Source organism: Streptomyces sp. NPDC017520 (assembly GCF_044329855.1).
Classification (GTDB): Bacteria; Actinomycetota; Actinomycetes; order Streptomycetales; family Streptomycetaceae; genus Streptomyces.
In genome coordinates this window covers 1-26,565 of record NZ_JBIRKB010000020.1, presented here as the reverse complement: position 1 = coordinate 26,565, position 26,565 = coordinate 1, and the positions used below count along the sequence as shown (strand labels likewise).

Genomic DNA, 26,565 nt, shown 5'->3' with positions numbered 1-26,565 from the left:
CCTCGCTTTCTCTCTGTTTATCAAAAACCAAATTTTTACGGTTGGTTAATATTAATACTCCGGGGGTTGGGTTTTTATTTCTTCATCAACCCCCCCCCCCCCCCACGCCTGCTCGCCCGCTGTCCGCCCGGCCGGCGCCGGACGGGGGTGGCGCGCGATGATCACTCCTGGGTGAGCATCCCGCACCGCAGCTTGCCCAGCATCCGGCTCAGCAGCCGGGACACGTGCATCTGCGATATCCCGAGCTCCGCCCCGATCTGCGCCTGGGTCATCTCCTGGCCGAAGCGCATGTCGATGATCCGGCGCTCCCGCTCGTCCAGTTCGTCCAGCAGGGGTGCGAGGGCGTGGAGGTTCTCCACGGTCTCCATGGCGGGGTCCGGCTCGCCCAGCACATCGGCGAAGGTCCGCCCGGCGGTCTGACGGGGCCCGGCCTCGGTGGTGTCGGTCGGCATGTCCAGGGAGCCCGCCGTGTAGCCGTTGGAAGCGACGATCCCCTCCGTGACCTCGGACTCCTCGATCCCCAGGTCCTTTGCCAGTTCCCGCACGGTGGGGTCCCGGTCCAGGTCGCCCGCCAAGGACTCCTTCGCCTTGGCGAGGTCGACCCGCAGTTCCTGGAGGCGTCGCGGCACGTGCACGGCCCAGCTCGTGTCACGGAAGAACCGCTTGATCTCCCCGACGATGTACGGCACCGCGAACGAGGTGAACTCGACTTCCCGTGAGAGGTCGAAGCGGTCGATCGCCTTGATCAGCCCGATGGTGCCGACCTGGATGATGTCCTCCATGTCGCCGCTGCCCCGGTTGCGGAAGCGGTTGGCGGCGAAGCGGACGAGGGACAGGTTCATCTCGATGAGGGTGTTGCGCGCGTACTGGTACTCGTGCGTGCCCTCCTCCAGCGTCTGGAGGCGGTCGAAGAAGAGGCGCGAGAGCCGACGCGCGTCCATCGGGGCGACCTTCCCGGCATCCTCGATCCACGGAAGTTCCTCGGTGGCACCCGCCTGCTCCGTACCGGCCGTCTGCGCGGTTTGTGTGGTCTGCGCGGTCATGTCGGCTTCACGCTCCCTGGTTCGTAGGCCCTGAGGTCTGTTCGCCTTCCCAGAGGTATGGCTCTCATACGTCGAAGACGGAGTTGATCCGGCCAACCGGAGTGAGTTGGCTCGAAACAGGTGCAGTTCGGCTCTGAGGCGCGGTCATCCGAGAGGCGCGAGCCCGGAGGGGAGAGCCGAGTGCACGGGCCGCGAGACGCGGGTCGAAAGTCGCGAGCCGAAGGGCGCAGGTAGCGGGCGAAGCTGAACGGCGCGGGCAATGAATGCGCAAACAACCGCCCCACCGGTACGGGGGAGCCCGGTGGGGCGGTCGCCACCAGAGTGCCACAGCCGGGGGGTTGTTGGGACCGGACCGGCGCGTATCGGCCTACGGATGAGTCGATTTCGCCGCTCGCCGGTTCGGGCGTGTGGCGGGCCGTCGGGGTCTCGCGGGGGCCGTCGGCGCCGGTGGCGCGGGCAGGGCGCGGGGGCGGACAGCCCGCGCCCCGATGATGGCGACGCCGTGAACAGATCCGCCTCATGGAATACCTTCCGTATCCACCGGCTTCTCCTGCCTGGCGGGTACGCCCTCCCGACCCCGAGCACCCGCTGCCGGGAACCGCGCGATGAACGGAACGAGCACGAGGAAGACCATGACCCAGAACAGCACCCGGCCCAGGACCGATGGTCCTTCCAGGCTCCACCCGCTGGACAACCCCGCCCGGTCCTCGCTGACCGGACCCCACGCCCACTTCGCCGAGAGCCGCGGGCGGGTCCTGCGCTATCCCGCCGACGTCACTCCCTGGCTCGCACTCCCCGACACCCCGGACGCCCGGGACTGGGCCGATGTCGCGGCGCTCGCCGGGCCGGGCGGCTCCGTCACCCTGGCCGCGCTCCGGGAGCCGCCGCCGCAGGACTGGGAGATCGTCTTCCGGGCCGAGGGCGTCCAGCTGGTCGACGCCTCGGTGGACGCCGCGCCCGATCCGGAGGCGGTCCCGCTGGGCCCCCGGGACGTGCCGGAGATGCTGGACCTGGTGGCGCGCACCCGCCCCGGTCCCTTCCTGCCGCGCACGGTCGAGCTGGGCACGTATCTGGGCATCCGTCGGGGCGGCGCGCTGGTGGCGATGGCGGGGGAGCGGCTGCACCCGCCCGGCTTCACGGAGATCAGCGGTGTCTGCACGGACGAGTCCGTACGGGGGCAGGGACTGGCGAGCCGACTGGTCCTGGCGGTCGCGCACGGGATCCGGGAGCGCGGCGAGACGCCGTTCCTGCATGCCTCCGCCTCCAACACCGGGGCCGTCCGGCTCTACGAGTCCCTCGGCTTCCGGCTTCGCCGGCGTACGGAATTCATGTCCGCGCTCGTCCCCGCCACGCTCCCGTCCGCCGACGGGAGCCGCAGCCCCTCGCTGCGCTGACCGGTACGGGCACCGGGCACCCGTCCTGGTGCCTGGTGCCTGGTGCCCGGTGCCTGGTACCCGTCCCGGTCCCGGTACCCGTACGACGACACCCTCGACCCCGGACCAGGGCCCCGGGCCGGAAGTCCCGGGCGGGACCTTCGGCAGCCGCTCGGGGCCCTAAGCCCTCCTGCGAGGGCGCCCGCCACCCGGTCAACTGGAAGGGACCGACCGAAACCGCGGGCGGCACCGAGAGAACAGCGGGAGGACAGGCCGTGCCCATGAGGTTGCTGGACATGGCACAGAAGCCGAGCGGCGGCGTAGCGCCCCGGGGTGGGACCGCGCCCGGAGCGGATGCGGACGTCGGGGCGGTGTCCCGGAGCCGGATCGGCAACTGGGCGCTGGTCGGCGGTCTCGCGCTGCTGACCGTACTCGTCGTGTTCCTCGACGTCAGCACAGGCAACGACCTGCGGGTCGTGCCTCTGCTCGTGGTCGTCCCCGCACTGGCCTCCGTCTACTGCAACCTCCGCCAGACCATCTGGATCGCGGTGTGGATCACCACCGTCGTCGTCGGGTTCCGGGTCGGGGCGGACGGCACCTTCTGGGACTTCGTCTTCGGCATCGGATTCGCCGTACTGGCCTGCGCGCTCGGGGTCGCCGCCTGCGCGGCGCGCATCCGGCACGCCACCGAGATGGCACGGCTGCGGTCCGCCGCCGTCACCCTGCAGCGCCAGATCCTGCGGCCGCTGCCGGTCAATACCGACCACGTCGTCGCCCACGGGCTCTACGAGCCGATCGAGGAGGACCGCTTCGTCGGCGGAGACATCTACGAGGTCGTCGAGTCGCCCTACGGAACCCGCGTGATCATCGGAGACGTCCAGGGCAAGGGGCTCGCGGCCATCGGCGCCGGATTCGCGGCCATCGCCGCGTTCCGTGAGGCGGCCATCCGCGAACCCACGCTCACGGGAGTGGTGGAGGCGCTGGAGGCCGCCGTCGTCCGGCACAACGTGTTCTCCGCCCAGACGGGTGAGGCCGAACGCTTCGTGACCGCGCTCGTCCTCGGGTTCGACGAGGGCGGCCGGGTGGAGGCCGTGAACTGCGGGCACCTGCCGCCGCGCCTGCTGCACGACGGCCGGTCCTCGGGCGTCACGCTCCACCGGACGTACGTCCCCCTCGGCCTCGCCGGACTCAGCCAGGAGACCCGTACGGCCGAGTCCTTCGACTTCCCGCCGGGCGCGACACTCCTCGTCGTCACCGACGGGGTGACCGAGGCCCGCGACATCGGCGGTGCCTTCTACCCGCTGGACGAGCGGATCAGGGCCTGGGCCGGGCATGGGCCGCGCGAACTTCTCGACGCGCTCCGCGTCGATCTGGGGGAGTTCTCCGGAGGCGTCCGGCGCGACGACGTCGCCGCGCTCGCCCTGCTGCGCACCTCTGCCGACGACGGGCGGCGGCCTGCGGTCCCGGGCCCCGCAGTCCCCGGCGACGCCATCCCCGGCGGCGCCGGTTCCGGTGTCGGGGCCCTGGGCGATCCCGCCGAAGCGGGCGAGGCTCAGCGACGGCCCGCCGCGGTCTGAACGCGCGCCGCGAGACTGCCGACAGGCGCTCCTGATGTCCCCACGAGACGAATGTCGCGTGGGGACATTTTCAGGTGTACGGTGCATGTATGTCTCCGGAACGGAAACTCCCGGATCGGCGGGGCCGCAAGGCACGCCGGACCCGCGACACCCTGGCGCAGGCCGCGTTCGAGCTGGTGCTCGACCGGGGGCTGCGGAACGTGACGGTCGAGGAGATCGCGGAAGCCGCGGACGTCGACCGCCGTACGTTCAGCAGGTATTTCACGAGCAAGGAGGCCGCAGCCCTCGACTCCCTGCGGGGCGACGGCGACCGCATCAACGCGGCCCTGCGGGCCCGCCCGGCCCCTGAACCCCCGCTCCTCGCCTACCGGCGGGCCGTCCTGGACTGGCTCGACGATCCCGGGTCGGAGCCCTGGCACCGCCGGCCCCGGATCTTCGACCTGCTGGTCGTCGCCGAGGAGGAGTCGACCCTCTACGCCGTCTTCCACCACATCCGGGTGGATGCCCAGGAGGACTCGGTCGCCATCGTCGCGGACCGGCTCGGCGTCGATCCCCGGCGGGACATCCGGCCCGCCGTGACCGTCGCCGCGGGAGCGGGCGCGCTGCTCGCCGCCCAGGCCGCCTGGGTGCGCGGAGGCCGGCCGGACGCTCTGCCCGGCCTGGTCGCCGAGGCGTTCGACGCGCTCTCCGCCGACCTGCTCGGCGAGCGGCGCCCCGCTCCGGAACACCACCGGGGCGCCCCGGAACAGCCCAGCACCAACAGCACCACCAGCACCACCGAAGAAGCAGAAGGAACCGAGGCAACACCATGAGCACCGAGCACAGCTCCACCTCCACCTCCACTCCTGCGGCCGAGGCGAAGGGCGAAGCCCGCACCGAGTTCGCGGGCCGCACCGCCCTCATCACCGGCGGCGCCTCCGGCATCGGCCTCGCCCTGGCCCGGCGGCTCGCCGCCGGCGGCGCGGCGGTCGTCGTCGCCGACTACGACGAGGAGAACGCGCGCAAGGCCGCGGCCGACCTGGAGAGCGCGGGGGCCAGGGCCGCCGCCGTCGCGATGGACGTCACCGACCCGGCCTCCGTCGAAGCGGGCGTACGGTTCGCGGTGGACACCTTCGGCGCCCTCCACCTGGCCGTCAACAACGCCGGCATCGCGGGCCCCAGCAGTCCCACCGGTGAGTACCCGGTCGAGGACTGGAACCGCGTCGTCGCCACCAACCTCAGCGGCGTCTTCCACTCGATGCGCTACGAACTGCCCGCCATCGTCGCTGCGGGCGGCGGCGCGATCGTCAACATGTCCTCCATCCTCGGCACCAACGGCTTCGCCGGGTCGCCCGCCTACGTCGCGGCCAAGCACGGCGTCGTCGGTCTCACCAAGACCGCCGCGCTCGAATACGCGGGCCAGAACGTCCGGGTCAACGCGGTCGGGCCCGGCTTCATCGACACCCCGCTCCTGCGGAACACCGACCCGGGGGCCCGCGAGCAGCTGATCTCCCTGCACCCGGCGGGACGGCTCGGCACCGCCGAGGAGGTCGCCGAACTCGCGGCCTTCCTGCTCTCCGACAAGGCCTCCTTCATCCACGGCAGCTACCACCTGGTGGACGGCGGCTACTCCGCCCCGTGACGGAGCCCGAGTGGCGCGCGGGGGACACGGGGGCGACAAAGAGAGTCAAGAGAGAAGCGAGGAGACCTCATGAAAGCCGTTCAGTACCGAGCCGTCGGCGCCGCCCCCGAGGTGGTCACCGTTCCGGACCCCGAGCCCGGCCCCGGCCAGGTCCTGCTGAAGGTCACCGCCGCCGGGGTCTGCCACTCCGACATCGCCGTGATGAGCTGGCCCGCCGACCAGATCCCCTTCCCGCTGCCCCTCACCCTGGGGCACGAGGGCGTCGGCACGGTCGCCGCCCTCGGTGACGGCGTCGACGGCTTCGCCCTCGGCGACTCCGTCGCGGTCTACGGGCCCTGGGGCTGCGGCACCTGTGTGAACTGCGCCGAAGGCAAGGAGAACTACTGCCTGCGCGCCCAGGAGCTCGGCATCATGCCGCCCGGACTCGGCGCACCCGGCGCGATGGCCGAGTACATGATCGTCGACGACCCCCGCCACCTGATCCCGATCGGTGACCTCGACCCGGTGAAGACCGTGCCCCTCACGGACGCCGGACTGACCCCGTACCACGCGATCGTGCGCTCCCGGGCGAAGCTGGTGCCCGGCTCCACCGCCGTCGTCATCGGTACCGGCGGCCTCGGCCACGTCGCGATCCAGCTGCTGCGCGCCATGACGGCCGCCCGGGTGATCGCCCTCGACGTCACCGAGGACAAGCTCGCCCTGGCCAGGACCGTCGGCGCGCACGAAGCCGTCCTCTCCGACGAGAAGGCGGCCGCCCGCGTCATGGAACTGACCGGCGGACTCGGCGCCCACGTGGTCCTCGACTTCGTCGGAGCGCCGCCCACCGTGGCGACCGCGGGCGCCGTCGCCCGGGTCGACGGCGACGTCACCATCGTCGGCATCGGCGGCGGCGCGCTCCCGGTCGGCTTCGGCACGCTTCCGTACGGCGCCAACGTCAGCGCGCCCTACTGGGGCTCGCGCAAGGAGCTCGCCGAGGTTCTCGACCTGGCCCACGCCGGAGCGGTCGACGTCCACGTGGAGACGTACTCCCTCGACGAGGCCCCGCTCGCCTACGAGCGCCTCCACGACGGAAGGATCAACGGCCGGGCCGTCATCCTCCCGGGCGGCTGAGCCCTCCGGAGCCTGGGGGCCGAGCCCCTTCGGCCCCCGGGCAGCGCTGCCTGATCCCCTCAGGCACCCCGGCGGGTGCCTGAATCCCCCCGGGTCGGCTAAACCTCCCGGTCCCCTCGTCGTCCAACCTCCGCCCGTCCGCCCGGGCGGCGGCCTCCGGCTCCTGCCCGGCGGCCACGCCCGGGCCGACGAGAAATTCCCGGCGCCGGGAGGCCGGCCGCCGTTAGAATGGACGACATGGGTTCGTACAGCTACTACTTCTTCCGCTGATTCCCGGTCCGGACGGCCGCAGCGCGCCGCACCGCGCGTCCCTCTGAGACGCCCCGGTGACGTCGACGTCACCGCGCGCGCCCGCCGCCGTCCCCTCCGCCGTCCGGCATCCACGCCCCGCCGCCGCGCCTCCGCGCGCGCCTTCGCGGGCCGTCACCCAGGGAAAAGGCACCCATGCACCCCCAGCGCGACCGCGCTCAACTGGCCATCAAGGACGTCTCCAAGTCGTACGGGGACCGCTCCGTACTCGACCAGGTGACCCTCACCGTCCGGCCCGGTGAGAAGACCGCCGTCATCGGCGAGAACGGCTCGGGAAAGTCCACGCTGCTCCGGCTGCTGGCCGGAGTGGAACAACCGGACACCGGTGAGATCACCGTCCGCTTCCCCGGCGGCACCGGCTATCTCGCCCAGACCCTCGACCTCGACCCGTCCGACACCGTGCAGGACGCCGTCGACGCGGCCCTCGCCGAACTGCGCGACCTCGAACACCGTATCCGCGAGGCGGAGACCGGCCTCTCGGAGCGGAAGCCCGGTGACCCGGGGCCCACCGACGCGGAACTCGCCGCGTACGGAGAGCTCCTCACCGCCTACGAGGACCGCGACGGCTACCGGGCGGACGCCCGGACCGAAGCGGCTCTGCACGGCCTCGGCCTCGGCCACCTCACCCGCGACCGCGCTCTCGCCACCCTCTCCGGCGGCGAGCAGTCCCGGCTCGCCCTCGCCTGCGTCCTGGCAGCCGCCCCCGACCTGCTGCTGCTCGACGAGCCGACCAACCACCTCGACGCCCGCGCCGTCGGCTGGCTGGAGGACCACCTGCGCGCCCACCCGGGCACCGTCGTGGCGATCACCCACGACCGGGCCTTCCTGGAGCGCGTCACCTCGGTGATCCTGGAGGTCGACCGAGACCTGCGCACGGTCACCCGGTACGGGGACGGCTGGGACGGCTACCGCACGGCCAAGGCCGCCGCCCGCCGCCGCTGGGCCCAGGAACACGAGGAGTACCTGACGGACCTGGCCCGCACCGAGGAGCTCGTCGCAGCGGCCGGAGCGCGGCTCGCGGCCACCGGAGGAGACCCGAAGCAGGGCTTCGGCAAGCACCGCCGCTCGCACGAGGCGAAGCTGTCCGGCCGGGTCAGGGCCGCCCGGACCCGGCTGGACGCGCTGCGCAGGTCTCCCGTGCCACCCCCGCCCCACCCGCTCGCCTTCACCGGCCGCCCGACCGCCGCCGACGGGACCGGCACGGCGGACCGCGCGAGTACCACCACCGTGACCGGCACGGCGGACGGTGACGGAACCACCACCGTGACCGGTACCGCGGACCGCGCGAGTACCCCTACCGGGACCGGCACCGCGGACCGCGCCAGGCCCCTCGTGGAGCTGGACGCCGTCTCCGTCGGGAACCGGCTCCGCCTCCCCTCCCTGCGCGTGGAATCGGGCGCCCGCCTCCTGGTGACCGGTGAGAACGGGGCCGGGAAGACCACCCTGCTGCGGGTCCTCGCGGGCGACCTGACCCCCGACGCGGGCACGGTCACCCGCCGGGCCCGCATCGGCTACCTCCCGCAGGAACTGCCCGCGCGCCCGACCCGGCGCACCCTGCTCGCCACCTTCGCGGCGGGCCGCCCCGGCTTCCCCGACGAGTACGCCGACGAGTTCCTGGCCCTCGGCCTGTTCCGCCCCGAGGACCTCGACGTGCCCGTCGCGTCCCTCTCCGTCGGCCAGCAACGCAGGCTGGCCCTGGCCCGGCTGGTGGCCCGGCCTGCCGATCTGCTGGTACTGGACGAGCCGACGAACCACATCGCGCTGAGCCTGGTGGAGGAGCTGGAGCAGGCCCTCGACCAGTACCGGGGCGCGGTGGTCGTCGTCTCGCACGACCGCAGCTTCCGGGCCCGCTTCACCGGCGACGTACTGGAACTGCGGGCAGGCCGCCCGGCGGGCGCGGCGCAGGCCTACGCGCCGGGGGAGGCCGTCGTCCCGCGCACCTGAGCGCGCAGCCGGTCGACGAACACCCGCTGGCCGGCGATCAGCCGCTCGGAGGCCTGCTCCGGCGTGCACCAGGCGAACCGGTCCATCTCCGGGAACTCCTGCCGCACGCCGGACCCGCGCGGCCACTCCATCGTGAACGTCCCGGGCACGACGGACGCCAGGTCCAGCTCCGCCTCCAGGGCCCAGGCGATCACCGTCTTGCCGCTGCGCTGCCGTGACTCGCCGAGCGCGATCCACTCGCCCGGCGGGACCGGCACGCCCAGCTCCTCCACGAACTCCCGGCGGGCGGCGGCCTCCGCGTCCTCCTCCGGTCCGTACTCGCCCTTCGGTACCGACCAGGCGGCCGCCTCCCGCCCCGCCCAGAACGGACCGCCCATGTGCCCGATCAGCACCTCGACATCCCGCTCGCCCGCGCCCTCCGTGACCCGGAAGAGAAGAAGCCCCGCACTGCGCCTGCCTGTCGACATGTCGTCAAGTCTGCTGCGGCACGGTGCGGGGCGCCAGGCGGGCCCGGCACGACCCGGAGGAAAGCGCTACGTCTTGCGGTAGCCGTACGCCTCTGAGGCCGCGGCCTCCACCGCCGCGAGGTCGCCACCCGCCGAGGCGGTCACCACGGCCGCCACAGCGCCCTCCACGAACGGCGCGTCCACGAGCCGCGTGCCCTCGGGCAGCTCGTCGCCCTCGGCGAGCATGGCCTTCACCGTGAGGACCGCGCTTCCCAGATCCACCAGGACCGCGACACCCGCACCCCGGTCCACCGAGGCGGCGGCCCGGCCGATCAGCTCCGCGCTCGTCCCGAGCCCGCCGCCCGGCAGTCCGCCCGCCGGGGCGACCGGCGCGGTCACTCCTCCGGCGGCGAGGCCCCGGGCCAGCTCGGCGACCGACTCGGCGACCGCACCGCTGTGGGAGACCAGCACGATGCCCACCTGCCGTTCGCCGCTCACGCGCCCGCTCCGTCCGCCGTCGTCGCCGCCAGGGCCTCGACCAGCAGCGCCGACGAGGTCGCCCCCGGGTCCTGATGCCCGATACTGCGCTCGCCGAGATAGCTCGCCCGGCCCTTGCGCGCCTGCAACGGCACCGTCGCCTCCGCGCCCGCACGAGCCGCGTTCGCGGCGCCGTCGAACGAGGTGGCGAGGGCCTCCGCCGCGGGCAGCAGCGCGTCGAGCATCGTCTTGTCCCCGGCCTGCGCGCCGCCCAGCTGCCCCACCGCGGCGACCCCGGCCGCGAACGCTTGGGCCAGCTGGTCCTGTGTCACCTCGGCGTCGTCCCCGAGAGCCTTGCCCGTACGGCGCAGCAGCGTCCCGTACAGCGGTCCGGACGCCCCGCCGACGGTGGAGATGAGCTGTCGTCCGGCCAGGGTGAGCACAGCACCGGGAGTGGCGGGGGCATCCTTCTCCAGCACCGCCGTCACCGCCGTGAAGCCGCGCCGGAGGTTGCTGCCGTGATCGGCGTCCCCGATCGCCGAGTCCAGCTTGGTCAGATGGTCCGCCTCACGCTCCACGGACGCCGCGACAGCGGTCATCCAGCGGCGGAAGAAGTCGGTGTCGAGCACATGATCTCCTGTTCCTCGGTCCCGGCCGGAACGGATCGTCCCGGCGGTGGCACGGGCTGTACGGCCGACCCGCACCGGCATCGCACACGGTCGCGGGGCCCGTCGGCGCTCAGCGGCCCCAGCGGAGCGCGGCCGTCCGCACGGGCGCGTCCCACAGCCGCAGCAGCTCCTCGTCGACCTGGCACAGCGTCACCGAACAGCCTGCCATGTCGAGGGATGTGACGTAGTTCCCCACGAGCGTACGAGCCACCGGGACGCCCCGCTCGGACAGGACCCGGTGGACCTCGGCATTGAACCCGTACAGCTCCAGCAGCGGTGTCGCCCCCATGCCGTTCACCAGCGCCAGCACCGGTCCGGTGGGGCGCAGATCCTCCAGTACCGCGTTCACGGCGAAGTCGGCGATCTCGCCGGACGTCATCATCGGCCGCCGCTCACGCCCCGGCTCCCCATGGATGCCGATGCCCAACTCCAGCTCCCCGGTGGGCAGATCGAAGGTGGGGCTGCCCTTGGCCGGAGTGGTGACGGCGCCCAGCGCCACCCCGAAGCTGCGCGAGGCCCCGTTCACCTGCCGCGCGACGGCGGCCACCCGCTCCAGCGGAGCGCCCTCGTCCGCCAGGGCGCCGGCGATCTTCTCGACGAACAGCGTCGCTCCCGTACCGCGCCGCCCGGCGGTGAACGTACTGTCGCTCACGGCCACGTCGTCGTCCACCACCACCTGGGCGACCTGGATTCCCTCGTCGTCGGCGAGCTCGGCGGCCATCTCGAAGTTGAGCACGTCGCCGGTGTAGTTCTTGACGACGAACAGCACTCCCGCCCCGCTGTCGACGGCTGCCGCCGCCCGCAGCATCTGGTCGGGCACGGGTGAGGTGAAGACCTCCCCGGGACAGGCGGCCGACAGCATCCCGGGCCCGACGAACCCGGCGTGCAGCGGCTCGTGCCCCGAACCGCCCCCGGAGACGAGGCCCACCTTTCCCGCCACGGGCGCGTCCCGCCGCATGACGACCCGGTTCTCCACATCGACGGTCAGCTCGGGATGTGCGGCCGCGATGCCGCGCAGAGCATCGGCGACCACGGTTTCGGGAACGTTGATGAGCATTTTCACGTGTGTCTCCTTGTGAGCTGGCAGAGGGGTGTTCGACCTGCGTTTTTCCTGGTCAGGAGAGGTGTGTCCCGGTTGCCTGATCTTGGCGGCCCGTGGTGGTTCATTGCGCCTTGTGGCGGTACTGATGCTGACCGCTTGCCGAGTTTCCTTTCCGTTCGTCACCTTCTCGTGAAGTCGGATCTGATCATGGTGGGAAGGTGTTCAAGTTCACCGTACGATCCTGCCCGCGTGCTGAGTTTGACGCCATCTCGGCGACGTCTCACGAAGTCTGCCGCCGGGCTCGGCAGAGTGGCCGCGCAGCGGACCGCCGCGACCGTCCTTCCTCGCCCTCGCGCGGGCCGACGCGTCCACAACGGCCCGCTCAACCCCACGTCGCAGGGCCGGTGACCGAGGGCCGCCTGCCGCATGGCGGCCTGCCCGGCCTCCCCGAGCGCCTGATGCGCATCGACCGGCTTGCCCCGCGGCTGCAATGCCTCCCGGCCGTCCGCGTGCCGCTTCGCCCACCACGTATCGACAGCCTTCAACGGCATCCGAAGACCGCTGCCACGTCCTCGCGCGCCCGGCCCGCTTCCACACCGGCCATGAAGCAGTCTCCCGTTACGGTTGCCCGCATGCCTGTCGAACAGAACACCCAGCCTGGCTGCTTCTGTCGCCGGCCAAGGCGCTGGGGCCGCGCCTTCCCGGGCCTGGGACGGAGGACTTCTGGGGCGCCGAGGTGGTTCCGTGGCTCACGGGGGACGACGAGGACGCTCCACTGCAGGGCTCCTACATCGGCGCCCGTGGTGTCGGGAAGTGGTCGTTCGAGGACAACCCGGCCGGCGCGCCCGATTACCCGTCGATGGCCGTCTACCTGGAGAGCGTTCACCGCACGCTGGACGTAGGGCCTGCGAACCTGATGGGCTCCGATGTGCCCGGCGTCGTGTGGGGCTGCCTGATCTGGGACCGTCCTCAGGGGTCCTGGCTGACGGATGCCGCCGAGCACTGGAGCCCGGTTCACTGACCAGAGAGGTCCCCGCCCGGGTCCGGGCGGGGACCGTCAAGGACTACTTGCTACGGCTTGGCCATCGTGCAGACCAGTGTGGCCTTGGACGGGTCACACGCCTTGAACCAGGCATTGCCCGGGTCGAGGGTGTAGGCGTCGCCGTCCAGAACCCGGAACATCTTGACAAATGTCGGATCAGTGAACCCGAACTTGTTCATCGACCGGGAGTTGACCTTCAGTGACATCGACGACCGGCCGCAGTTCTCTGCGAACGTCGGGGTGTCGTAGCGGGTGTCATCGAGCAGGTGTTCGCTGCCGTCGTCTGTCCTGGCCGCAACGGTCTGGATGCACTCGCCGCCGCCGTTCGGACCAGCGGTGTTCACCCCGCCGTTGGCCTTGGGCGTGCCGGGGGATTGGTAGGTGGAAGAGAACGGGAACTCGCCGCAGGAGATCGCTTCGGCGGCGCCTTCGGTGATCTCCGGGTGCAGGGCCGTCCAGGGGTGCTTGAGGAACGGCGCCGTTCGCCGTGACCTTGTCGCAGCGCACGTCGATGCGCGGAGATCGGAACGGAGTGTGAAAGGTGTCGTCCTTCCCGACCCTGCGGCACCGCACCTGAACCGGCAGCACCTGCCGCGGGCTCGGCGTGGAGGGCCGCTCCCCGTCCGGAACGGCCCTCCACTCATGGTGCAGCGATCAGTTCCCGGTCAGGAGGCGGCACGGGCCGGTGCGGCCGCGAGGCCGTTCTGCCAGAGCTGGTTCACCCGTGCCCGCTCGTTGGCGTCCGGCTGGGCGTTGGTGCAGGACGGGCCGGGGCCGCCGCCGGACATCAACTGGCTGCACGGTCCGGAGTAGTTGTCCGGCAGGCCGAGCACATGTCCGGTTTCGTGCGTGGTGACGCGGGTCGAGTTGTACCGCTGGTTCTGCCGGTAGTCCAGGAAGATGAACCCACGGCCGTGTCCGTCGGTCGAGGCGTACGATCCGCGCGGATCGTTTCCTTCGCGGTACGTGAAGTCTGCCCTGGAGCCTTCCTGAAGCCGGACGTTGGAGACCGAGCTGTTCCAGATCCGGGTGCTGTTGGCTATCTGGGTGCGGAAGCTCGGGGCGTAGGCCGCGCTGTACGTGACCGTGACGGCCTGGGTTCCCGGGTTGGCGGCCCGCTTCTCGGCGACCGACTTCATGACCGCGTCGAAGAAGGCCCGGTTCGCGGCGGCGTTCTCGCCCGACCCGTTGTACGCGGCGATGCCGGCTGGGGTGGACGTGGCAGGGGCAGGAGCGGCGGAGGCCGCGGGAGCTGAACCCAGCGCGGCAACCAGGCCGAGGCCGACCAGGACGGAGGCGATGGCGGTCGGGACGTGTCTCATGGGGGGTTTCTCCTACTGTCCGATGAAGCCGCGCCCTGGGGTTGTCCGCTGAACGGACGGGGCGCGGGACGGTACGGGGAGAGTGTGGGGGAGCGGACCCCTGCCGGGGATGATGCCAACTCGCGATGACGCCCTATCCCCCGTCCTCCGGCCAGGGTCGAGCCATCCCTCCGGGCCGCGTGACCGGCCGGGGTGCCGCCCCGGCGTCGTGACAGTGACCCGGTCAACGATCACCACGGGCGCGGGGAACGGCACCACTCGATGTCACGGGCCTCCGTCGCCGCGGAGGGAAACGGCTGCGCCGGCGGGCGGGGGCCGACCATGGGCCGGCCTCGTACGCGAGACGGAGCGCGCACACGACACGGTTCGGCGAGTTCGAGGAGTGCGGCCTTCGTCAGGGAGCTTGCGGGCCGGGCGTGCCGATGTGCTCGGCCGGGCGGGTGTCCGACCGGGGACGGTGGTCGGTGCCGAGGCCGGCGGTGATGGTCAGGATGGACGCCGACCCCGTCATGTCGACCACGTGCCACGCCCCGGCCGGGTTGACGGTGGCCTCGCCCGGCCGGAGCGTAACGCGGTCGGGCACCCCGTCCACGTCGCGGCTGACCGTCACCGACCCGCTGAGGCAGACGACCAGTTCGTCGCCGGCGGGGTGGCGCTCCCAGTGGTCACCGGGGCCGTCGCCGTCGAAGATCGCCACTGTCCGGCCCTCGGCGCCGTCCGCGGCGACCGCGGCGCTGTAGGCCTGGAGCACTTCCGGGTCCCAGGCGAAGCCCTCGACGGGTCTGGCACGTGATCCCAGCCCGAGGTGCACGGGGGTGGTCCGCAGGTTGATGGAGTTGCGTTCGTGGTCGATGAGTCTCATGCCGACGATCGTCACAGGACACCCATCGGGTGGTCTTGAAGGAAAGGGAACGGAAACCGGCGCGACGGGCAGCCCCCCGGCGGCTACCCGGTTCCCAGGAGGACTTCGCCGCGACGCCAGGCTGTCGGCGACCGGCCCGTGAACTCCCCCCAGTCCCGGACGAGATGGGCCTGGTCGGCGTAGCCGGAGAGAGTCGCCACATCGGCCCACGGGAGCGGATCGTGCGCTGTCGCCAGTTCGTGCGCGTGCTCGAAGCGCAGAACACGGGCGAAGGTCTTCGGCAACAGGCCCACCTCACTGTGAAACCGCTCGGTGAGATACCTGCGGCTCCAGCCCAGTTCTGCGGCGACCGCCCCGACCTGGACACGGCCCCGCGCGGCGACGAGGCGGTTCCAGGCCTCGGCGACCTCGGGGCGTACCGGGGGGACGCGTTTGCCGCCGGCGCTGCGGCCGACGGCTCGCAGGAGCAGTTCGTCCAGCGCGGCGAACCGCGCGGCCCAGGTCGTTGCCGTTCGGAGCCGGTCGACCAGCTCGACGCCAAGCGCTCCGAGAAGTTCGTCGAGTGGAACCAGCTGGTGGGCGAGCGCGGCAGCGGGCATGCCGTAGACGGCCCGAGCCCCGAGAGGTGTCAGCGACACCTGCACACCTTGCTGGCGTCCGTCGTGGTGGATCGCGACGGACCGGCACATCAGACCGCCGGCCACGCTGTCGAACCGAGTCACCGGTGACGCGTCGTCGACGCCCGTCGCCACCGCCAGAGGGCCGGAGAGGCTGATCACCGCGGTGAGCACGCGGCCCGGCGGACCGCAGTGGACCCCCGCCGGAAACCCGCGAAGGTCGAAACCGACATAGGAGCTGACGTACCGCCGCAAGGCGGGCGCAGGACGCGCATCGACCCTGGTAGCCCTGTCGTCCTTCACCCTCGTCAGTGTAGGAACCGGCGGTCTGCCGGTGGACTCTCGTGTCCAACTGTCGCGGGTTCTCCTCGGTGACTTGACTGATCAGGTCCGTTGGAATCCCTATCCCGGCGGCATCGGCGATCATCCCCGGGATACTGGCGCCCATGAAAGAGGTCGAAGTCGTCGTCGCCCATTCCGAGCGTGCGACTCTGCGCGTCGGCGACGTGTTCCTGAAGGTGGACGCCGATCAGGCGCGCATCGACGTCGAGGTCGAGGCGATGGCCCTCGCGCCGGTTCCGACCCCGGAGGTCCTGTGGCGCAAGCCGCCGGTGCTCGCGATCGCCGCACTTCCGGGAGCAACGCTCGGGCGTCTCGGCGGGCCGCCGACCGGGACGTCGTCGGCGTGGGCCGCGGCGGGCGCCGCCATCCGGAAGCTGCACGACGCGCCGCCGCCGCCCTGGCCCGGTCGGGCCGGGCGGAGCGCCCTCACGCTGGCGGCGGAGCTCGACGACGAGTGCGCGTCGCTCGTGGCGAGCGGCCTCCTGCCCACCGACCTGGTCACCCACAACCGCCGGGTCGCCGAGGCCGCGCTCCGGCCGTGGACCCCTGCGTTCACCCACGGTGACCTGCAGATCGCGCACGTCTTCCTCGACAGCGACGAGGTCACGGGCATCATCGACTGGTCCGAGGCGGGCCGGGGGGACGCCCTGTACGACCTCGCCACCTTCACGCTCGGACACGAGAAGCACCTCGACGACGTCCTCGCCGGCTACGGCGCCGACATCGACCTCGACGTGATCCACGCATGGTGGTCGTTGCGAAGCCTGCTGGCAGTTCGCTGGCTGATCGAGCACGGGTTCGACCCGTTCGCCCCGGGCTGTGAGGTCGACGTGCTGAGATCCCGGATGTGAGGCGATCGACTTCCTCGCCGCGGAGGGGACGGCGGGGAACGACAAGGCCGCCGCCTGCGCCGTTACGGATCCCGGCGCAGCACCACGAATGGCGCCCGGACACGAATGGTGCCGAGAATGTGGTGGGGGTCGTGAGAGCCCGCACGGAGACTCAGCCGTGGCGGGGATGGAGGTAGGCATGCCGAGGCCCTTGTGGACCGGTGCGATCAGCTTCGGCCTGGTCACCATCCCGGTGAAGGTCGTCTCCGCGACCCAGGACCACTCGATCCACTTCCGCCAGGTCCACCTGGAGGATCTCGGACGGGTGCGCACCCGGAAGGTCTGCGAGCTGGACGGCGAAGCACTGTCGCAGGACGAGATCGGCAAGGGCTACGAGCTCTCCAGGGAGCAGACGGTGCCGATCACCGATGAGGAACTGGACCGGATTCCGCTGCCCACCGCGAAAGCCATCGAGATCGTCGCTTTCGTGGACGCCGACAGCGTCGATCCCATCCGGATCAGCGACTCCTACTACCTCGCGATCGACGGCAAGGTCGCCGAGAAGCCCTACACCCTGCTGCGCCGGGCGCTGGAGCGCTCGGACAAGGTGGCCGTCGCGAAGTTCGCCTGGCACAACCGTGAGCGGCTGGGGCTGCTGCGGGTCAGGGAAGGGGCGATCGTGCTGCACTCGATGCGCTGGCCGGACGAGATCCGCAGCCCCGAATCCCTGGCCCCGCGAGAGGTGGAGCTGGACGACGGCGAGATCGAGCGGGCCGTCCAGCTGACCGACTCCATGGCTCTGGACAGCATCGCCGGGTTCCGGGACACCTACCGCGACGCCCTGGAGGAGCTGCTCACGGCGAAGTCGGAGGGCAAGGAGCTTCCGGAGCCCGCCGAGGGCGAGGAGCGGGAGGAGGGCAAGGTCGTGGACCTGATGGCCGCCCTGAACGCGTCGGTCGAGGCGGCGAAGGAGAGCCGCGGGGAGGACGGGGGAGGGGAGGCCACGGTGCACGAGATGCGGCCCCGGAAGAAGACGGCCTCGTCCGGGAAGCCGGCCGCAGGCCGGAAGACGGCGGCGTCCAGGAAGGCCACCGGTCAGAAGGCGGGCGCCAAGAAGACGACCGCGGCGAAGAAGACGACCGGCGCCAAACGCACGGCGAGGAAGCGGAGCGCCTCCTGACCGAGGACCGAGAGGGTTCCGTGGCGCGTCTGCCCCGCATCGCACCGATGCTCGCGACCCCCGGGCGGCTGCCCCCGCCCTCGGAGGACACCTCGTACGCGTACGAGGTGAAGCAGGACGGGCAGCGGTGCATGGTCTACCTGCCCGGCGACGGTTCGGTACGGCTGCGCTCCCGGTCCGGCGCCGACATCACCCCCGCCTATCCCGAGCTCGCGGGCCTGGGGGCGGTGCTGGGCTCCCGCCCCGCCGTGCTGGACGGGGAGATCGTCGCCCTGGACGACGAGGGGCGCGGCGACTTCCAGCGGCTTCAGCCCCGGATGGGGCTGGCCGGCTCCGGGGCCAGGGCGGCCCGCATGGCAGCGAAGGCGCCCGTGCACCTGATGCTCTTCGACGTCGTGTTCCTCGGCACGAGCCGGCTCACCCGCACCCCGTACTCCGAGCGCCGCGCCGTCCTGGACTCCCTGGGCCTGGGCGGGCCCGCGTGGTCGACCCCGGCGGCGGTCGTCGGGCACGGGCAGCGGGCGCTGGAGATGACGCGGACCGCAGGCTTCGAAGGGATCGTCGCCAAGCGGCGCACCTCCCTCTACGAGCCGGGTGTCCGCTCCCGGGCGTGGATCAAGATCCGGCACGTGCGGACCGAGGACGTCGTCGTCGGCGGCTGGCTGCCCGGCCACGGCCGCCTCACCTCTCTGCCCGGCGCCCTCCTCATGGGCCGACCGGACCCCAGCGGGGGACTCCGCTACGTCGGCGGCGTCGGCACCGGCTGGAGCGACGCCGAACGCACCACCCTCGGGGCCCTCCTCCATGCCGCGGCGACCGACACCTGCCCGTTCACCGAGCGGCCGGCGGTGACCGGGGCCCGGTGGGTGGAGCCGCGGCTGGTCGGAGAGGTCCGCTACACGACCCGCACCAGGGCCGGTCGGCTGCGCCAGCCCTCCTGGCACCGCCTGCGCCCCGACCTCACACCCGATGACCTCCACTGAGTCGTGCGGGGCCGCCACTCCTCCGTCGGGCATCCGCCGTACGGCCTCGGGCCTCGACTCCGTGGAGATCAGCGACCACTGCCATCCGTGGCCCGACAACGCCCGGCCCCGGCGGCTTCGTCGGCGTCCACCGGAGTGCACTCGACGGGCGCGTCACACAGCACGAGCCGAACAGCACGCGGGCCTGAAGGAGCACCTTGTTAGGCTCGCCCTATGCTGAGACTCGGAATTCCTGTCCTCGGTGTCACCGACATCCCCCGAGCGGTTGCCTTCTGGAGCGCGGCGTTGAACCTGGTCGCCAGTCAGGAGTGGGCGAGCGAAACGTGGCGAACGCTCGACCACGTCGACGGCTCCGGCCGGGCGCTCGGCCTGTTGCGCAGCGACTCCCCGGCCGAGCCACACCCCCGTATCCATCTGGACCTGTTCACGGATTCGGCCGAGGAACAGCGGAGTGAGGTCCGGCGACTGCTCGGTCTCGGCGCGCGGAGCGTCGACTGGGACCTCTACCCGGCCGATCCGGACTTCGTTGTCCTGGCCGACCCGGACGGCAACATCTTCTGCGTCGTGGACACGAGCCACGCACCCAGCGGCGCGAGCTGAACGGCGCGACGACCTGACCCCGGATCCGCGGGGCGACCTGACCACATCCGCCGGAAGCCCGATCTGACCACATCCGCCGGAAGACGACCTGACCGGCCGGGCCGCGGGGCCCGCGCACCCGTACTGACGGCAGGCGTCACGAGCGCTTCCGCGGGCGCCGTTCGGTTCCGGCGAGGGCGCGGTCGAGGGCGGCCACGCCCAGGCCGGCCAGCACGATCCGGATGAGCCACTCCGACCAATCGACGCCCCGCGGGTGGCCCACACCCAGCACGGACGCCAGCAGCGAGCCGAGGAGCGCGGCCGCCATGCCGACGACGAGCGTCCACAGGACGCCGATGTGCTGACGGCCGGGCAGGACGAGGCGCCCCAGCAGGCCGACCGCCGCACCGATGATCAGAGCGCTGACGAGTCCGGAGATGTGCATGGCCGGCTCCTTCATGGTCGACGTGTCCGCTTCGTGTACCCCCGAGGGGCAGTGAGGACTCTCGGTACACGAGACTCGCCGACACGTCATCACACCGCCGAAGTCGCCGCCGTACAGGGGAAATCCGGCGTCAGCGGAGGCGGTTCGCCACCACCGGCCCGTTCGTTCGTGCATCGGCCCATTCGTTCGTGCATACGTCCGGAGCGCAGGGGCAGGCGAATGTCAGCCACGGACGACGGAGGCCGATCGCAAGCGGTCATCCCCGGCGACAGGTGAATGATGAGCACCGAGAAGAAGACCGATGAAGAGCATGACGAAGAGCATGACGAAGGGCATGACGGAAAGCGCGTCGACGTTCCTACCGCCATGAGGCAGGCCTCCGCGCAGCTCACGGAATTGCTTCAGTGCGAGCCGGGTTCTGTTTCCGCAGTGAAGGCCACCGAGGACGGTTGGTCGGCGGACGTGGAAGTCGTCGAGCTGGAAAGAGTGCCGGACACCATGAGTGTGATGGCCTCCTACCGGGTGGAACTCGACCCGCGGGGAACGCTGCTGTCCTACGAGCGACTGCGCCGCTACGCCAGGGGCCAGATCGACCGTCGCTGAAAATTCCGTCGATCAGACGTAAGCAAGATCTCAGACGTCAGCAAGACCTCAGACGTAACAAAGATCACCGAAAGGAGTTCCCCATGGCACTCGTTCAGCAGAGCAATGCGACGTCCGGTGGGAGCGGCTCGGGAAATCTCTACGACGTTCTTGAACTCATACTCGACCGCGGGCTGGTTATCGACGCATTCGTACGCGTCTCCCTGGTCGGGATCGAAATTCTCAAAATCGACGTCCGGGTGGTGGTCGCGAGTGTCGACACCTATCTGCGGTTCGCCGAAGCCTGCAACCGACTCGATCTGGAGTCCGGACGCAAGGCGCCGAGCCAGCTCACGGACCTCGTCGGCGACATGACGGAGAACGGCGCCAAGGGCAAGTCCAAGGGCGCGCTCAGCGGCGCTGTCGAGGCGGTGACCGAGTCGTTGCAGGGCAAGCGCGACGAGCCCGAGGAAGAGCCGCGCAAGCGCCCGGCCCGTAAGTCGACGTCCAGCCGCCAGACCCAGCGAAGCGGGGAGTAACGGTGCCCACCTACATCTACGCCATCACCGCCGCCGACCACCCGCTGCCCCTGAACGGACTGCACGGCGTGGGCGACCCGCCTTCCGCCCTGCGCACCCTGCACACCGACCGGCTGGCCGCCGTGGTCAGCGACGCACCTCCCGGACTCCGCGCCAAGCGCCGCGATGTGATGGCACATCAGGGAGTTCTGGAGGCGCTGATGGCCGGTGGCGCGACCCTGCCGATGAGGTTCGGGCTGGTGGGTCCCGGCGACGACGAGGTCACCGCGGCTCTGGACCGGGAGGCCGACGCGTACCGGGAGCGGCTGGCGGAGCTGGACGGCCGGGTGGAGTACAACCTCAAGGCCGGCCGCGACGAGGAGGACCTCCTGCGGGAGATCATGACCGAGTCCGAGGACATCCGGGAACTCAACGAACGGACGCGTGCCCAGGGCGGCCACGACGACCGGGTCGCCCTGGGTGAGCTGGTGGCCCGCGAGGTGACCGCCCGCCACCAGCGGGAGGCGGAGGACGTCGCCGCCCGGCTGGCGGACGTCGCCACCCGGAGCTCGCACGCGGAGCCGGCGCCGCAGCAGTTCCTCAACCTGTCCTTCCTCGTGCCCCGGGCGGAGACCGATGCCTTCGTGGCAGCGGTCCGGCGCGAGGCGGAGCAGCGCGGCGACGCGTACGCGTTCACCCTGACCGGCCCCCTGCCCCCGTACAGCTTCGTCTGATCGCCGCGGGCGGCCCGGGCCCGTACGGCCCCTCCCCAGGAGCGGAGGTGATCTGTTCGCCATGGGCCTCATCAGCAGCCTCCTGACCCTGCCGCTGGCTCCCGTACGAGGGACGGCCTGGGTCCTCGACCAGGTCGTCCAGGCCGCCGAGGAGGAGTACTACGACCCCGAGCCGGTACGCGCCCGGCTCGCCCAGTTGGAACAGGACCTGATCAACGGCCTTGTCGACGAGGACGAGTTCGATCGGCGCGAGGACGAACTCCTCGACCTGCTCGACGCGATCGAGGAGTACCGCAACGACACACGGCGCGCGCCGTGACCACCAACCACGACACACGTGACCTGGGGGAGAGCAGAGGTGCATCGCACATGACGAAGAACGCCAAGATAGGCGCCGCTCTGGTGGGGGGATACCTGCTGGGGCGTACCAAGAAGGCCAAACTCGCCCTGGGGTTCGGGATGTTCCTCCTCGGCAAGAAGATCGACCTCGACCCGCGGCAGCTCGGCAGGATGCTGGCCGACTCGCCGGTCCTGGGCTCCCTCAACGACCAGGTGCGCAAGGAACTGGTCGACGCCACGAAGACGGCGGCCACCAAGGCCGTCACCCAGCGGGCCGGCAGCCTGGCCGACTCCCTGCAGCAGCGCACCCAGGCGCTGGGAGCCGCACCAGGGGCCGACGAGAAGGACCTCGACGAGGAGGACGACGGGACCGGGACGGCGGCCGCCGACGACGACGAAGCCGAGGGGGACGGGGACGAGGACACGGGCGGGAAGCGTAAGCGCGCCCCCCGGAAGGCCGCCGCCACGTCCGACTCCAAGCCCGCGTCCAGGAACCGGACCTCGTCCGGCGCCGGCCGGTCCGGGAGCGGGGGCAAGTCCGCCCCCGCCCGCAAGCGTGGCGGAACAGCCCGGAAGACCGCGGCCTCCGGTGCCCGCAAGGCCCGGGGAGGCGACGATGGCTGACTCCACGCTCGGCGGCATCAAGAACGACGTGGCCAACAGCCCGGCCACCGACCGCCTCAAGGACGAGCTGCGGAACTACCTCCGGGCCCGTGCCGAACACGCGGTGACCCAGCTGGGAAACCGTCTCGGCGACTCGGTGTCCCAGCTCGCGGAGCCGGGCGGCGGGGGCGGTGCGCTCAAGAGTCTGGCCAAGGGCGGCCAAGCCATCGGGGAAGGCAAGTCACCCGGTCAGGCCGCCCTGAGCGCCGGCGCATCCCATCTGAAGGACACCGTCAAGGACAAGGTCAAGGGATTGTTCGGCAAGGGGCGCAAGTCCGGTGGGGGCAAGTCCAAGAGCGTCACCATCGTCGAGGACATCGACGTCGGCGTGCCGGTCCGCGAGGCGTACGACCAGTGGACCCAGTTCCAGGAGTTCAGCTCGTTCGCCAAGGGTGTCGTGAGCGTGGAGAAGGCGGACGACACCACCAGCAACTGGAAGGTGAAGGTCGCCAAGTCGACCCGCAGCTGGAAGGCGAACGTCACCGAGCAGGTGCCCGACGAACGCATCACCTGGACCACCGAAGGAGCCAAGGGCACCGTCAAGGGCGTGGTCACCTTCCACGCGATCACCGACGATCTCACCCGTGTGCTGCTGGTCCTCGAATACTTCCCCAAGGGGCTGTTCGAGAAGACCGGCAACATCTGGCGCGCCCAGGGCCGCCGCGCCCGGCTCGATCTCAAGCTCTACCGCAAGTTCATCATGATGCGCGGCGAGGCGACCGACAGCTGGCGCGGCGAGATCCGTGACGGGGAAGTCGTCCTCAGTCATGACGAGGCTCTGGACGAGGAGGAGTCCCGGAACGAGGAGGGCTCCGAATCCGACGAGGGTGCCCCCGACGAACCGTCCGAAGACGAACCGTCCGAAGACGAAACGTCGGAAGACGACGAACCGACCGAGGACGAGCAGCTCCCTGACGAGGACGACGACCTCGCGTACGAGGACGAAGAGCCGCAGGACGAGGAGCCGCGGGACGAGGAGCCGCGGGACGAGGAGTTCGGCGACGAGGAAGCCCACGAGGAGGGCGACGAGGAGGGCCACGAGGAGGAAGACGAGGACGTCGAGCCGGCGGACGAGCTGGACGAACCGGCGGAGGAGGCCGTGGACGACGAGGACGCCGGGGACCAGGACGACGAAGCGGCGGCCGACGAGACGGAGGAGGAGCCGCGGCCGGCCCGACGCTCCCGACGCCGTACGGCCACCACCGACCGATGACCGCACCCGCGCACAGAGCCGCACCGACACCCCACGGAAAGGCGTGAGACACCGTGTCCGATTCACTCGCCGGCCGGCTGCCGGCCTCGCCCCGAGGGGCCGGCCCGGCATACGGGCAACAGGGCTCGTCGGCCAACCTCGCCGACATCCTGGAAAGGGTGTTGGACAAAGGCATCGTCATCGCCGGTGACATCCAGATCAACCTGCTCGACATCGAGCTGCTCACCATCAAGCTCCGCCTGCTCGTCGCCTCCGTCGACAAGGCCAAGGAGATGGGCATCGACTGGTGGGAGCACGATCCCTCGCTCTCCTCACGGGCCCGCCCCGCGCGGGGGACCGAGGCCGCTCCCGGGCCCGACGAGCTGGCCGACGAGAACGAGCGGCTGCGCGCCGAACTGGCCCAGCTGCGGTCGGCGGCCGGGATCACGGGCTCCGGGGCGGCCGGAGACCGGGCCGCCCCGGCGGAACAGGAGGAGGAGCGATGAACACCGGACCGAACGCAACCGTCCACGTTCCGGGCGAGGGCGCCGGGGAGATGAGTTACGTCTACGCCGTCGGCCGTGCGGGCCCCGCCCTGGACGGGCTCGCCGCCCGGCTGCCGGGCGTGGACGGCAGGCCCCTGCGCCCCGTCGGCGGAGGCGGGCTGTGCGCACTCGTCTCCCCCGTGCCGGCGGACACGTTCAGCGAGCGGGGACTCACCGCGCAGATGGAGGACCTGGACCGGCTCGAAGCCGTGGCCCGGGCCCACCACGCCGTGGTGGACGCCGCGTTCGCGGAGACCTCCGTCCTGCCGATGCGGCTGGCCACGGTCTACCTGGACGACACCCGGGTGGCCGACATGCTGGTCCGGCAACGCAGCGAGTTCCAGGAACTGCTGGGCCGCCTGGAGGGCCACGTAGAGCTGGGCGTGAAGGTCTACGCCGATCCCCGTACGGCCACCGCGACGGCACCGGCCGCGGCTACGCCGTCGGGCGGCGGAGCGGGCCGCGCCTATCTGCGGCAGCGTCAGGCGCAGCAGCGCGACAGCCAGGACGTCTACCGCGCGGCATCCGACCTGGCCGCCCGGGCCGCACGGCTGGCCGAAGGAGTGGCGGCGTCACGGGCGGTGCACCGCCCGCAGCAGGGGCAGCTCGCCGCCCGGGCCGGAGTGAACGTGGCCAACGAGGCCTACCTCGTGCCCCGGGAACACACGGCGCGGCTCCACCGGGATCTCTCCGCACTGGCCGAAGGCACCCCGGGGGTTGCGATCGAGGTGACCGGGCCGTGGGCACCCTACTCGTTCGCCACCGCCGTGGTGGCGGAGGGCGCGGACGGCGGTGGTCCACGGTGAGCACGGACATCGTCGGCGGCGTTCTCGGCGAGACCGGGCCCCGGGGCGGTCCGCCCGTCGCGCTGATCGATCTCCTGGACCGGCTGCTGAACGGCGGGGCCGTGCTCACCGGGGACCTCGTCCTGTCCATCGCCGACGTGGATCTCGTCCACATCAACCTCCGAGCGGTGATCCGGTCGATCACCGGTGAGGAGCCGGGGCCGTGGTGAGCCCGCCCGCCCCCGGTCGCGTACGGGGAAGCAGGCCGGCGAGCGAGGAGGCGGAGGAGGTGGACACGATGGCCGAGGACGACCCCGCTGTGCGCTCCGCGGCGGCCGAAGAGGTGGCACGCGCGGCGGCCCGGGCGTTCGGGCTCAGCCCCGCGCAACCGGACGACAGCCGTCCCTCGACTACGGCACAGAGGCTGCACACCGACCCGGACACCGTGGAGCGGGATCTCATCAAGCTGGTGCTCACCATCGTCGAACTGCTCCGTCAGCTCATGGAGCGCACCGCGATCCACCGCGTCGACCAGGGCGACCTGAGCGAGCCCCAGGAGGAGCGGATCGGCATGACGCTGATGATCCTGAACGAACGCATGACGGAACTGTGCGACCGCTACGACCTGACGATGGACGACCTCAATCTCGACCTCGGACCGCTCGGCACACTGCTGCCGCACGACGGCGCGTGAGCGGGCGGAGCCCAGGTTTCATCGCAGCACCCAAGGCAAGGAGGAGCCCATGACTGATGACAAGGACACGAAGAACTCGAACCCGGACAAGGGCAGGACCACGACCGCCCGCAAGACGGCATCGGCCCGAAAGGCGGTCGATGCCACGGCCGAGAGGGCCGGCGAGCGGGCCGACTCGACCGCCGACGAGGCGCTGTCCGCGGCCGGGAGCGCCAAGGACGCGGCAGGCAGCGCGAAGGACGCGGCCGGGGGCGCCAAGGACGCGGCCTCGGACAGCGCCCGGGCGGCCGGTGAGACCACCCGCCGCGTCGGCCGCGCCGCTGCCGCCGGTCTCCAGAGCGGGCAGCACGCCGTGACCGCCAACGCGGCGAAGGCCGCGAGCGCGGCGACCACGGCCTGGACCGTCGTCAAGCACCGCAAGGCGGTCGCCGTCGGAGCCGCTGCGGGGGTGGCCGGTGTCGCCGGAGCGGCGTTCGCCATCGGCCGTTCGACGGCCAGGCCTCCGACGGGCCCGCTGACCCGACTGGCACGCGGGCGGATCTGACCGAGGAGCAGGAGAACGCCGGGCCCGGCACGGGCCAGGACGTGGGGGGGGGGGGGGGGGGGGGGGGGGGCGGGCCCCCCCCCCCCCCCCCCCCCCACCCCCCCCCCCCCGGGGGGGCGCCCCCCCCCCCCCCCCCCCCCCCCGCCGCGCCACCCCA

At 71.6% G+C, this 26,565-nt stretch carries 32 protein-coding genes; 22 read left to right on the top strand and 10 right to left on the bottom strand.

Going from position 1 to position 26,565, the window contains the following annotated elements:
• Nucleotides 1-161: 161 nt before the first annotated feature.
• Nucleotides 162-1,043 (bottom strand): RNA polymerase sigma factor SigF, encoded by an 882-nt coding sequence (locus ACH4KB_RS32680; RefSeq protein WP_398069827.1) that lies wholly within the window; start codon nucleotides 1,041-1,043, stop codon nucleotides 162-164.
• 632 nt (nucleotides 1,044-1,675) lie between these two features.
• Here ACH4KB_RS32680 and ACH4KB_RS32675 point away from each other — a divergent pair.
• From ACH4KB_RS32675 to ACH4KB_RS32650, 6 genes are all read left to right on the top strand, one after another.
• Nucleotides 1,676-2,437, top strand: a complete 762-nt coding sequence (locus ACH4KB_RS32675) for a GNAT family N-acetyltransferase (RefSeq protein ID WP_398069825.1) — start codon at nucleotides 1,676-1,678, stop codon at nucleotides 2,435-2,437.
• A 275-nt stretch (nucleotides 2,438-2,712) separates the two neighbouring features.
• Nucleotides 2,713-3,993, top strand: coding sequence for a PP2C family protein-serine/threonine phosphatase (locus ACH4KB_RS32670; RefSeq protein WP_398069823.1), 1,281 nt, complete (start codon nucleotides 2,713-2,715; stop codon nucleotides 3,991-3,993).
• Between the two features lie 89 nt (nucleotides 3,994-4,082).
• A complete protein-coding gene (locus tag ACH4KB_RS32665) occupies nucleotides 4,083-4,805 on the top strand; it encodes a TetR family transcriptional regulator (RefSeq protein WP_398069821.1) in 723 nt (240 codons plus the stop codon).
• Complete coding sequence (locus tag ACH4KB_RS32660; RefSeq protein ID WP_398069819.1) at nucleotides 4,802-5,614, top strand: SDR family NAD(P)-dependent oxidoreductase; 813 nt, start codon at nucleotides 4,802-4,804, stop codon at nucleotides 5,612-5,614. Before ACH4KB_RS32665 ends, ACH4KB_RS32660 begins: the two co-directional genes overlap by 4 nt.
• A 69-nt stretch (nucleotides 5,615-5,683) precedes the next feature.
• Nucleotides 5,684-6,724 (top strand): NAD(P)-dependent alcohol dehydrogenase, encoded by a 1,041-nt coding sequence (locus tag ACH4KB_RS32655; RefSeq protein WP_398069817.1) that lies wholly within the window; start codon nucleotides 5,684-5,686, stop codon nucleotides 6,722-6,724.
• 444 nt (nucleotides 6,725-7,168) lie between these two features.
• Complete coding sequence (locus ACH4KB_RS32650; RefSeq protein WP_398069815.1) at nucleotides 7,169-8,977, top strand: ABC-F family ATP-binding cassette domain-containing protein; 1,809 nt, start codon at nucleotides 7,169-7,171, stop codon at nucleotides 8,975-8,977.
• On the opposite strand, the gene ACH4KB_RS32645 is transcribed toward ACH4KB_RS32650, so the two are convergent.
• From ACH4KB_RS32645 to dhaK, 4 genes are all read right to left on the bottom strand, one after another.
• Complete coding sequence (locus ACH4KB_RS32645) at nucleotides 8,941-9,444, bottom strand: NUDIX domain-containing protein (protein ID WP_398069813.1); 504 nt, start codon at nucleotides 9,442-9,444, stop codon at nucleotides 8,941-8,943. The genes ACH4KB_RS32650 and ACH4KB_RS32645 overlap by 37 nt on opposite strands.
• Before the next feature lie 66 nt (nucleotides 9,445-9,510).
• On the bottom strand, nucleotides 9,511-9,921 hold the full coding sequence (locus ACH4KB_RS32640; RefSeq protein WP_398069812.1) for a PTS-dependent dihydroxyacetone kinase phosphotransferase subunit DhaM: 411 nt from the start codon (nucleotides 9,919-9,921) through the stop codon (nucleotides 9,511-9,513).
• Nucleotides 9,918-10,529, bottom strand: a complete 612-nt coding sequence (dhaL, locus tag ACH4KB_RS32635; protein ID WP_398069810.1) for a dihydroxyacetone kinase subunit DhaL — start codon at nucleotides 10,527-10,529, stop codon at nucleotides 9,918-9,920. The genes ACH4KB_RS32640 and dhaL overlap by 4 nt, the downstream gene beginning before the upstream one ends.
• Nucleotides 10,530-10,638: 109 nt before the next feature.
• Nucleotides 10,639-11,631 carry a dihydroxyacetone kinase subunit DhaK gene (gene dhaK, locus ACH4KB_RS32630; RefSeq protein ID WP_215110723.1) on the bottom strand — a complete coding sequence of 331 codons (993 nt, stop codon included), beginning with the start codon at nucleotides 11,629-11,631 and terminating at the stop codon, nucleotides 10,639-10,641.
• A gap of 715 nt (nucleotides 11,632-12,346) precedes the next feature.
• Here dhaK and ACH4KB_RS32625 point away from each other — a divergent pair.
• Nucleotides 12,347-12,631 (top strand): hypothetical protein, encoded by a 285-nt coding sequence (locus ACH4KB_RS32625; RefSeq protein ID WP_398069808.1) that lies wholly within the window; start codon nucleotides 12,347-12,349, stop codon nucleotides 12,629-12,631.
• 50 nt (nucleotides 12,632-12,681) lie between these two features.
• Here ACH4KB_RS32625 and ACH4KB_RS32620 read toward each other — a convergent pair whose 3' ends face one another.
• The 4 genes from ACH4KB_RS32620 to ACH4KB_RS32605 form a co-directional block, all read right to left on the bottom strand.
• The gene (locus ACH4KB_RS32620) at nucleotides 12,682-12,996 is read right to left on the bottom strand and encodes a hypothetical protein (protein WP_398069806.1); all 315 of its coding nucleotides are present in this window, start codon (nucleotides 12,994-12,996) and stop codon (nucleotides 12,682-12,684) included.
• Between the two features lie 321 nt (nucleotides 12,997-13,317).
• Nucleotides 13,318-13,974, bottom strand: a complete 657-nt coding sequence (snpA, locus tag ACH4KB_RS32615; RefSeq protein WP_398069804.1) for a snapalysin — start codon at nucleotides 13,972-13,974, stop codon at nucleotides 13,318-13,320.
• 394 nt (nucleotides 13,975-14,368) lie between these two features.
• Nucleotides 14,369-14,836 (bottom strand): cupin domain-containing protein, encoded by a 468-nt coding sequence (locus tag ACH4KB_RS32610; protein ID WP_398069802.1) that lies wholly within the window; start codon nucleotides 14,834-14,836, stop codon nucleotides 14,369-14,371.
• A gap of 83 nt (nucleotides 14,837-14,919) precedes the next feature.
• Entirely contained in the window at nucleotides 14,920-15,756 is an 837-nt protein-coding gene (locus ACH4KB_RS32605; RefSeq protein WP_398069800.1) for a helix-turn-helix domain-containing protein, read from the bottom strand.
• 143 nt (nucleotides 15,757-15,899) lie between these two features.
• Between ACH4KB_RS32605 and ACH4KB_RS32600 the strand changes: the two genes are divergently transcribed.
• From ACH4KB_RS32600 to ACH4KB_RS32585, 4 genes are all read left to right on the top strand, one after another.
• Nucleotides 15,900-16,646 carry a phosphotransferase family protein gene (locus ACH4KB_RS32600; RefSeq protein WP_398069798.1) on the top strand — a complete coding sequence of 249 codons (747 nt, stop codon included), beginning with the start codon at nucleotides 15,900-15,902 and terminating at the stop codon, nucleotides 16,644-16,646.
• A 178-nt stretch (nucleotides 16,647-16,824) separates the two neighbouring features.
• Entirely contained in the window at nucleotides 16,825-17,805 is a 981-nt protein-coding gene (locus ACH4KB_RS32595) for a Ku protein (protein WP_398069796.1), read from the top strand.
• A gap of 20 nt (nucleotides 17,806-17,825) precedes the next feature.
• Nucleotides 17,826-18,788 (top strand): non-homologous end-joining DNA ligase, encoded by a 963-nt coding sequence (gene ligD, locus ACH4KB_RS32590; RefSeq protein WP_398069795.1) that lies wholly within the window; start codon nucleotides 17,826-17,828, stop codon nucleotides 18,786-18,788.
• Nucleotides 18,789-19,001: 213 nt separating this feature from the next.
• Complete coding sequence (locus ACH4KB_RS32585) at nucleotides 19,002-19,388, top strand: VOC family protein (RefSeq protein WP_398069793.1); 387 nt, start codon at nucleotides 19,002-19,004, stop codon at nucleotides 19,386-19,388.
• A gap of 136 nt (nucleotides 19,389-19,524) precedes the next feature.
• Here ACH4KB_RS32585 and ACH4KB_RS32580 read toward each other — a convergent pair whose 3' ends face one another.
• Nucleotides 19,525-19,812, bottom strand: coding sequence for a GlsB/YeaQ/YmgE family stress response membrane protein (locus ACH4KB_RS32580; RefSeq protein WP_398069791.1), 288 nt, complete (start codon nucleotides 19,810-19,812; stop codon nucleotides 19,525-19,527).
• Between the two features lie 279 nt (nucleotides 19,813-20,091).
• Between ACH4KB_RS32580 and ACH4KB_RS32575 the strand changes: the two genes are divergently transcribed.
• From ACH4KB_RS32575 to ACH4KB_RS32525, 11 genes are all read left to right on the top strand, one after another.
• On the top strand, nucleotides 20,092-20,415 hold the full coding sequence (locus tag ACH4KB_RS32575) for a gas vesicle protein (RefSeq protein WP_398069789.1): 324 nt from the start codon (nucleotides 20,092-20,094) through the stop codon (nucleotides 20,413-20,415).
• A gap of 83 nt (nucleotides 20,416-20,498) precedes the next feature.
• Complete coding sequence (locus tag ACH4KB_RS32570; RefSeq protein ID WP_398069787.1) at nucleotides 20,499-20,933, top strand: gas vesicle structural protein GvpA; 435 nt, start codon at nucleotides 20,499-20,501, stop codon at nucleotides 20,931-20,933.
• 2 nt (nucleotides 20,934-20,935) lie between these two features.
• Nucleotides 20,936-21,646, top strand: coding sequence for a GvpL/GvpF family gas vesicle protein (locus ACH4KB_RS32565; protein ID WP_398069785.1), 711 nt, complete (start codon nucleotides 20,936-20,938; stop codon nucleotides 21,644-21,646).
• A gap of 61 nt (nucleotides 21,647-21,707) precedes the next feature.
• On the top strand, nucleotides 21,708-21,965 hold the full coding sequence (locus ACH4KB_RS32560) for a gas vesicle protein GvpG (protein ID WP_398069783.1): 258 nt from the start codon (nucleotides 21,708-21,710) through the stop codon (nucleotides 21,963-21,965).
• Between the two features lie 50 nt (nucleotides 21,966-22,015).
• A complete protein-coding gene (locus ACH4KB_RS32555; protein ID WP_398069781.1) occupies nucleotides 22,016-22,609 on the top strand; it encodes a hypothetical protein in 594 nt (197 codons plus the stop codon).
• The gene (locus tag ACH4KB_RS32550; RefSeq protein ID WP_398069779.1) at nucleotides 22,602-23,861 is read left to right on the top strand and encodes an SRPBCC family protein; all 1,260 of its coding nucleotides are present in this window, start codon (nucleotides 22,602-22,604) and stop codon (nucleotides 23,859-23,861) included. Before ACH4KB_RS32555 ends, ACH4KB_RS32550 begins: the two co-directional genes overlap by 8 nt.
• Nucleotides 23,862-23,914: 53 nt before the next feature.
• The gene (locus tag ACH4KB_RS32545; RefSeq protein WP_398069777.1) at nucleotides 23,915-24,346 is read left to right on the top strand and encodes a gas vesicle protein; all 432 of its coding nucleotides are present in this window, start codon (nucleotides 23,915-23,917) and stop codon (nucleotides 24,344-24,346) included.
• A complete protein-coding gene (locus tag ACH4KB_RS32540) occupies nucleotides 24,343-25,191 on the top strand; it encodes a GvpL/GvpF family gas vesicle protein (protein WP_398069775.1) in 849 nt (282 codons plus the stop codon). Before ACH4KB_RS32545 ends, ACH4KB_RS32540 begins: the two co-directional genes overlap by 4 nt.
• The gene (locus ACH4KB_RS32535; RefSeq protein WP_398069773.1) at nucleotides 25,188-25,400 is read left to right on the top strand and encodes a gas vesicle protein; all 213 of its coding nucleotides are present in this window, start codon (nucleotides 25,188-25,190) and stop codon (nucleotides 25,398-25,400) included. Before ACH4KB_RS32540 ends, ACH4KB_RS32535 begins: the two co-directional genes overlap by 4 nt.
• A 68-nt stretch (nucleotides 25,401-25,468) precedes the next feature.
• Nucleotides 25,469-25,864 carry a gas vesicle protein K gene (locus ACH4KB_RS32530; RefSeq protein ID WP_398069967.1) on the top strand — a complete coding sequence of 132 codons (396 nt, stop codon included), beginning with the start codon at nucleotides 25,469-25,471 and terminating at the stop codon, nucleotides 25,862-25,864.
• Nucleotides 25,865-25,913: 49 nt separating this feature from the next.
• Complete coding sequence (locus ACH4KB_RS32525) at nucleotides 25,914-26,408, top strand: hypothetical protein (protein ID WP_398069771.1); 495 nt, start codon at nucleotides 25,914-25,916, stop codon at nucleotides 26,406-26,408.
• The last annotated feature ends 157 nt before the right edge of the window (nucleotides 26,409-26,565 follow it).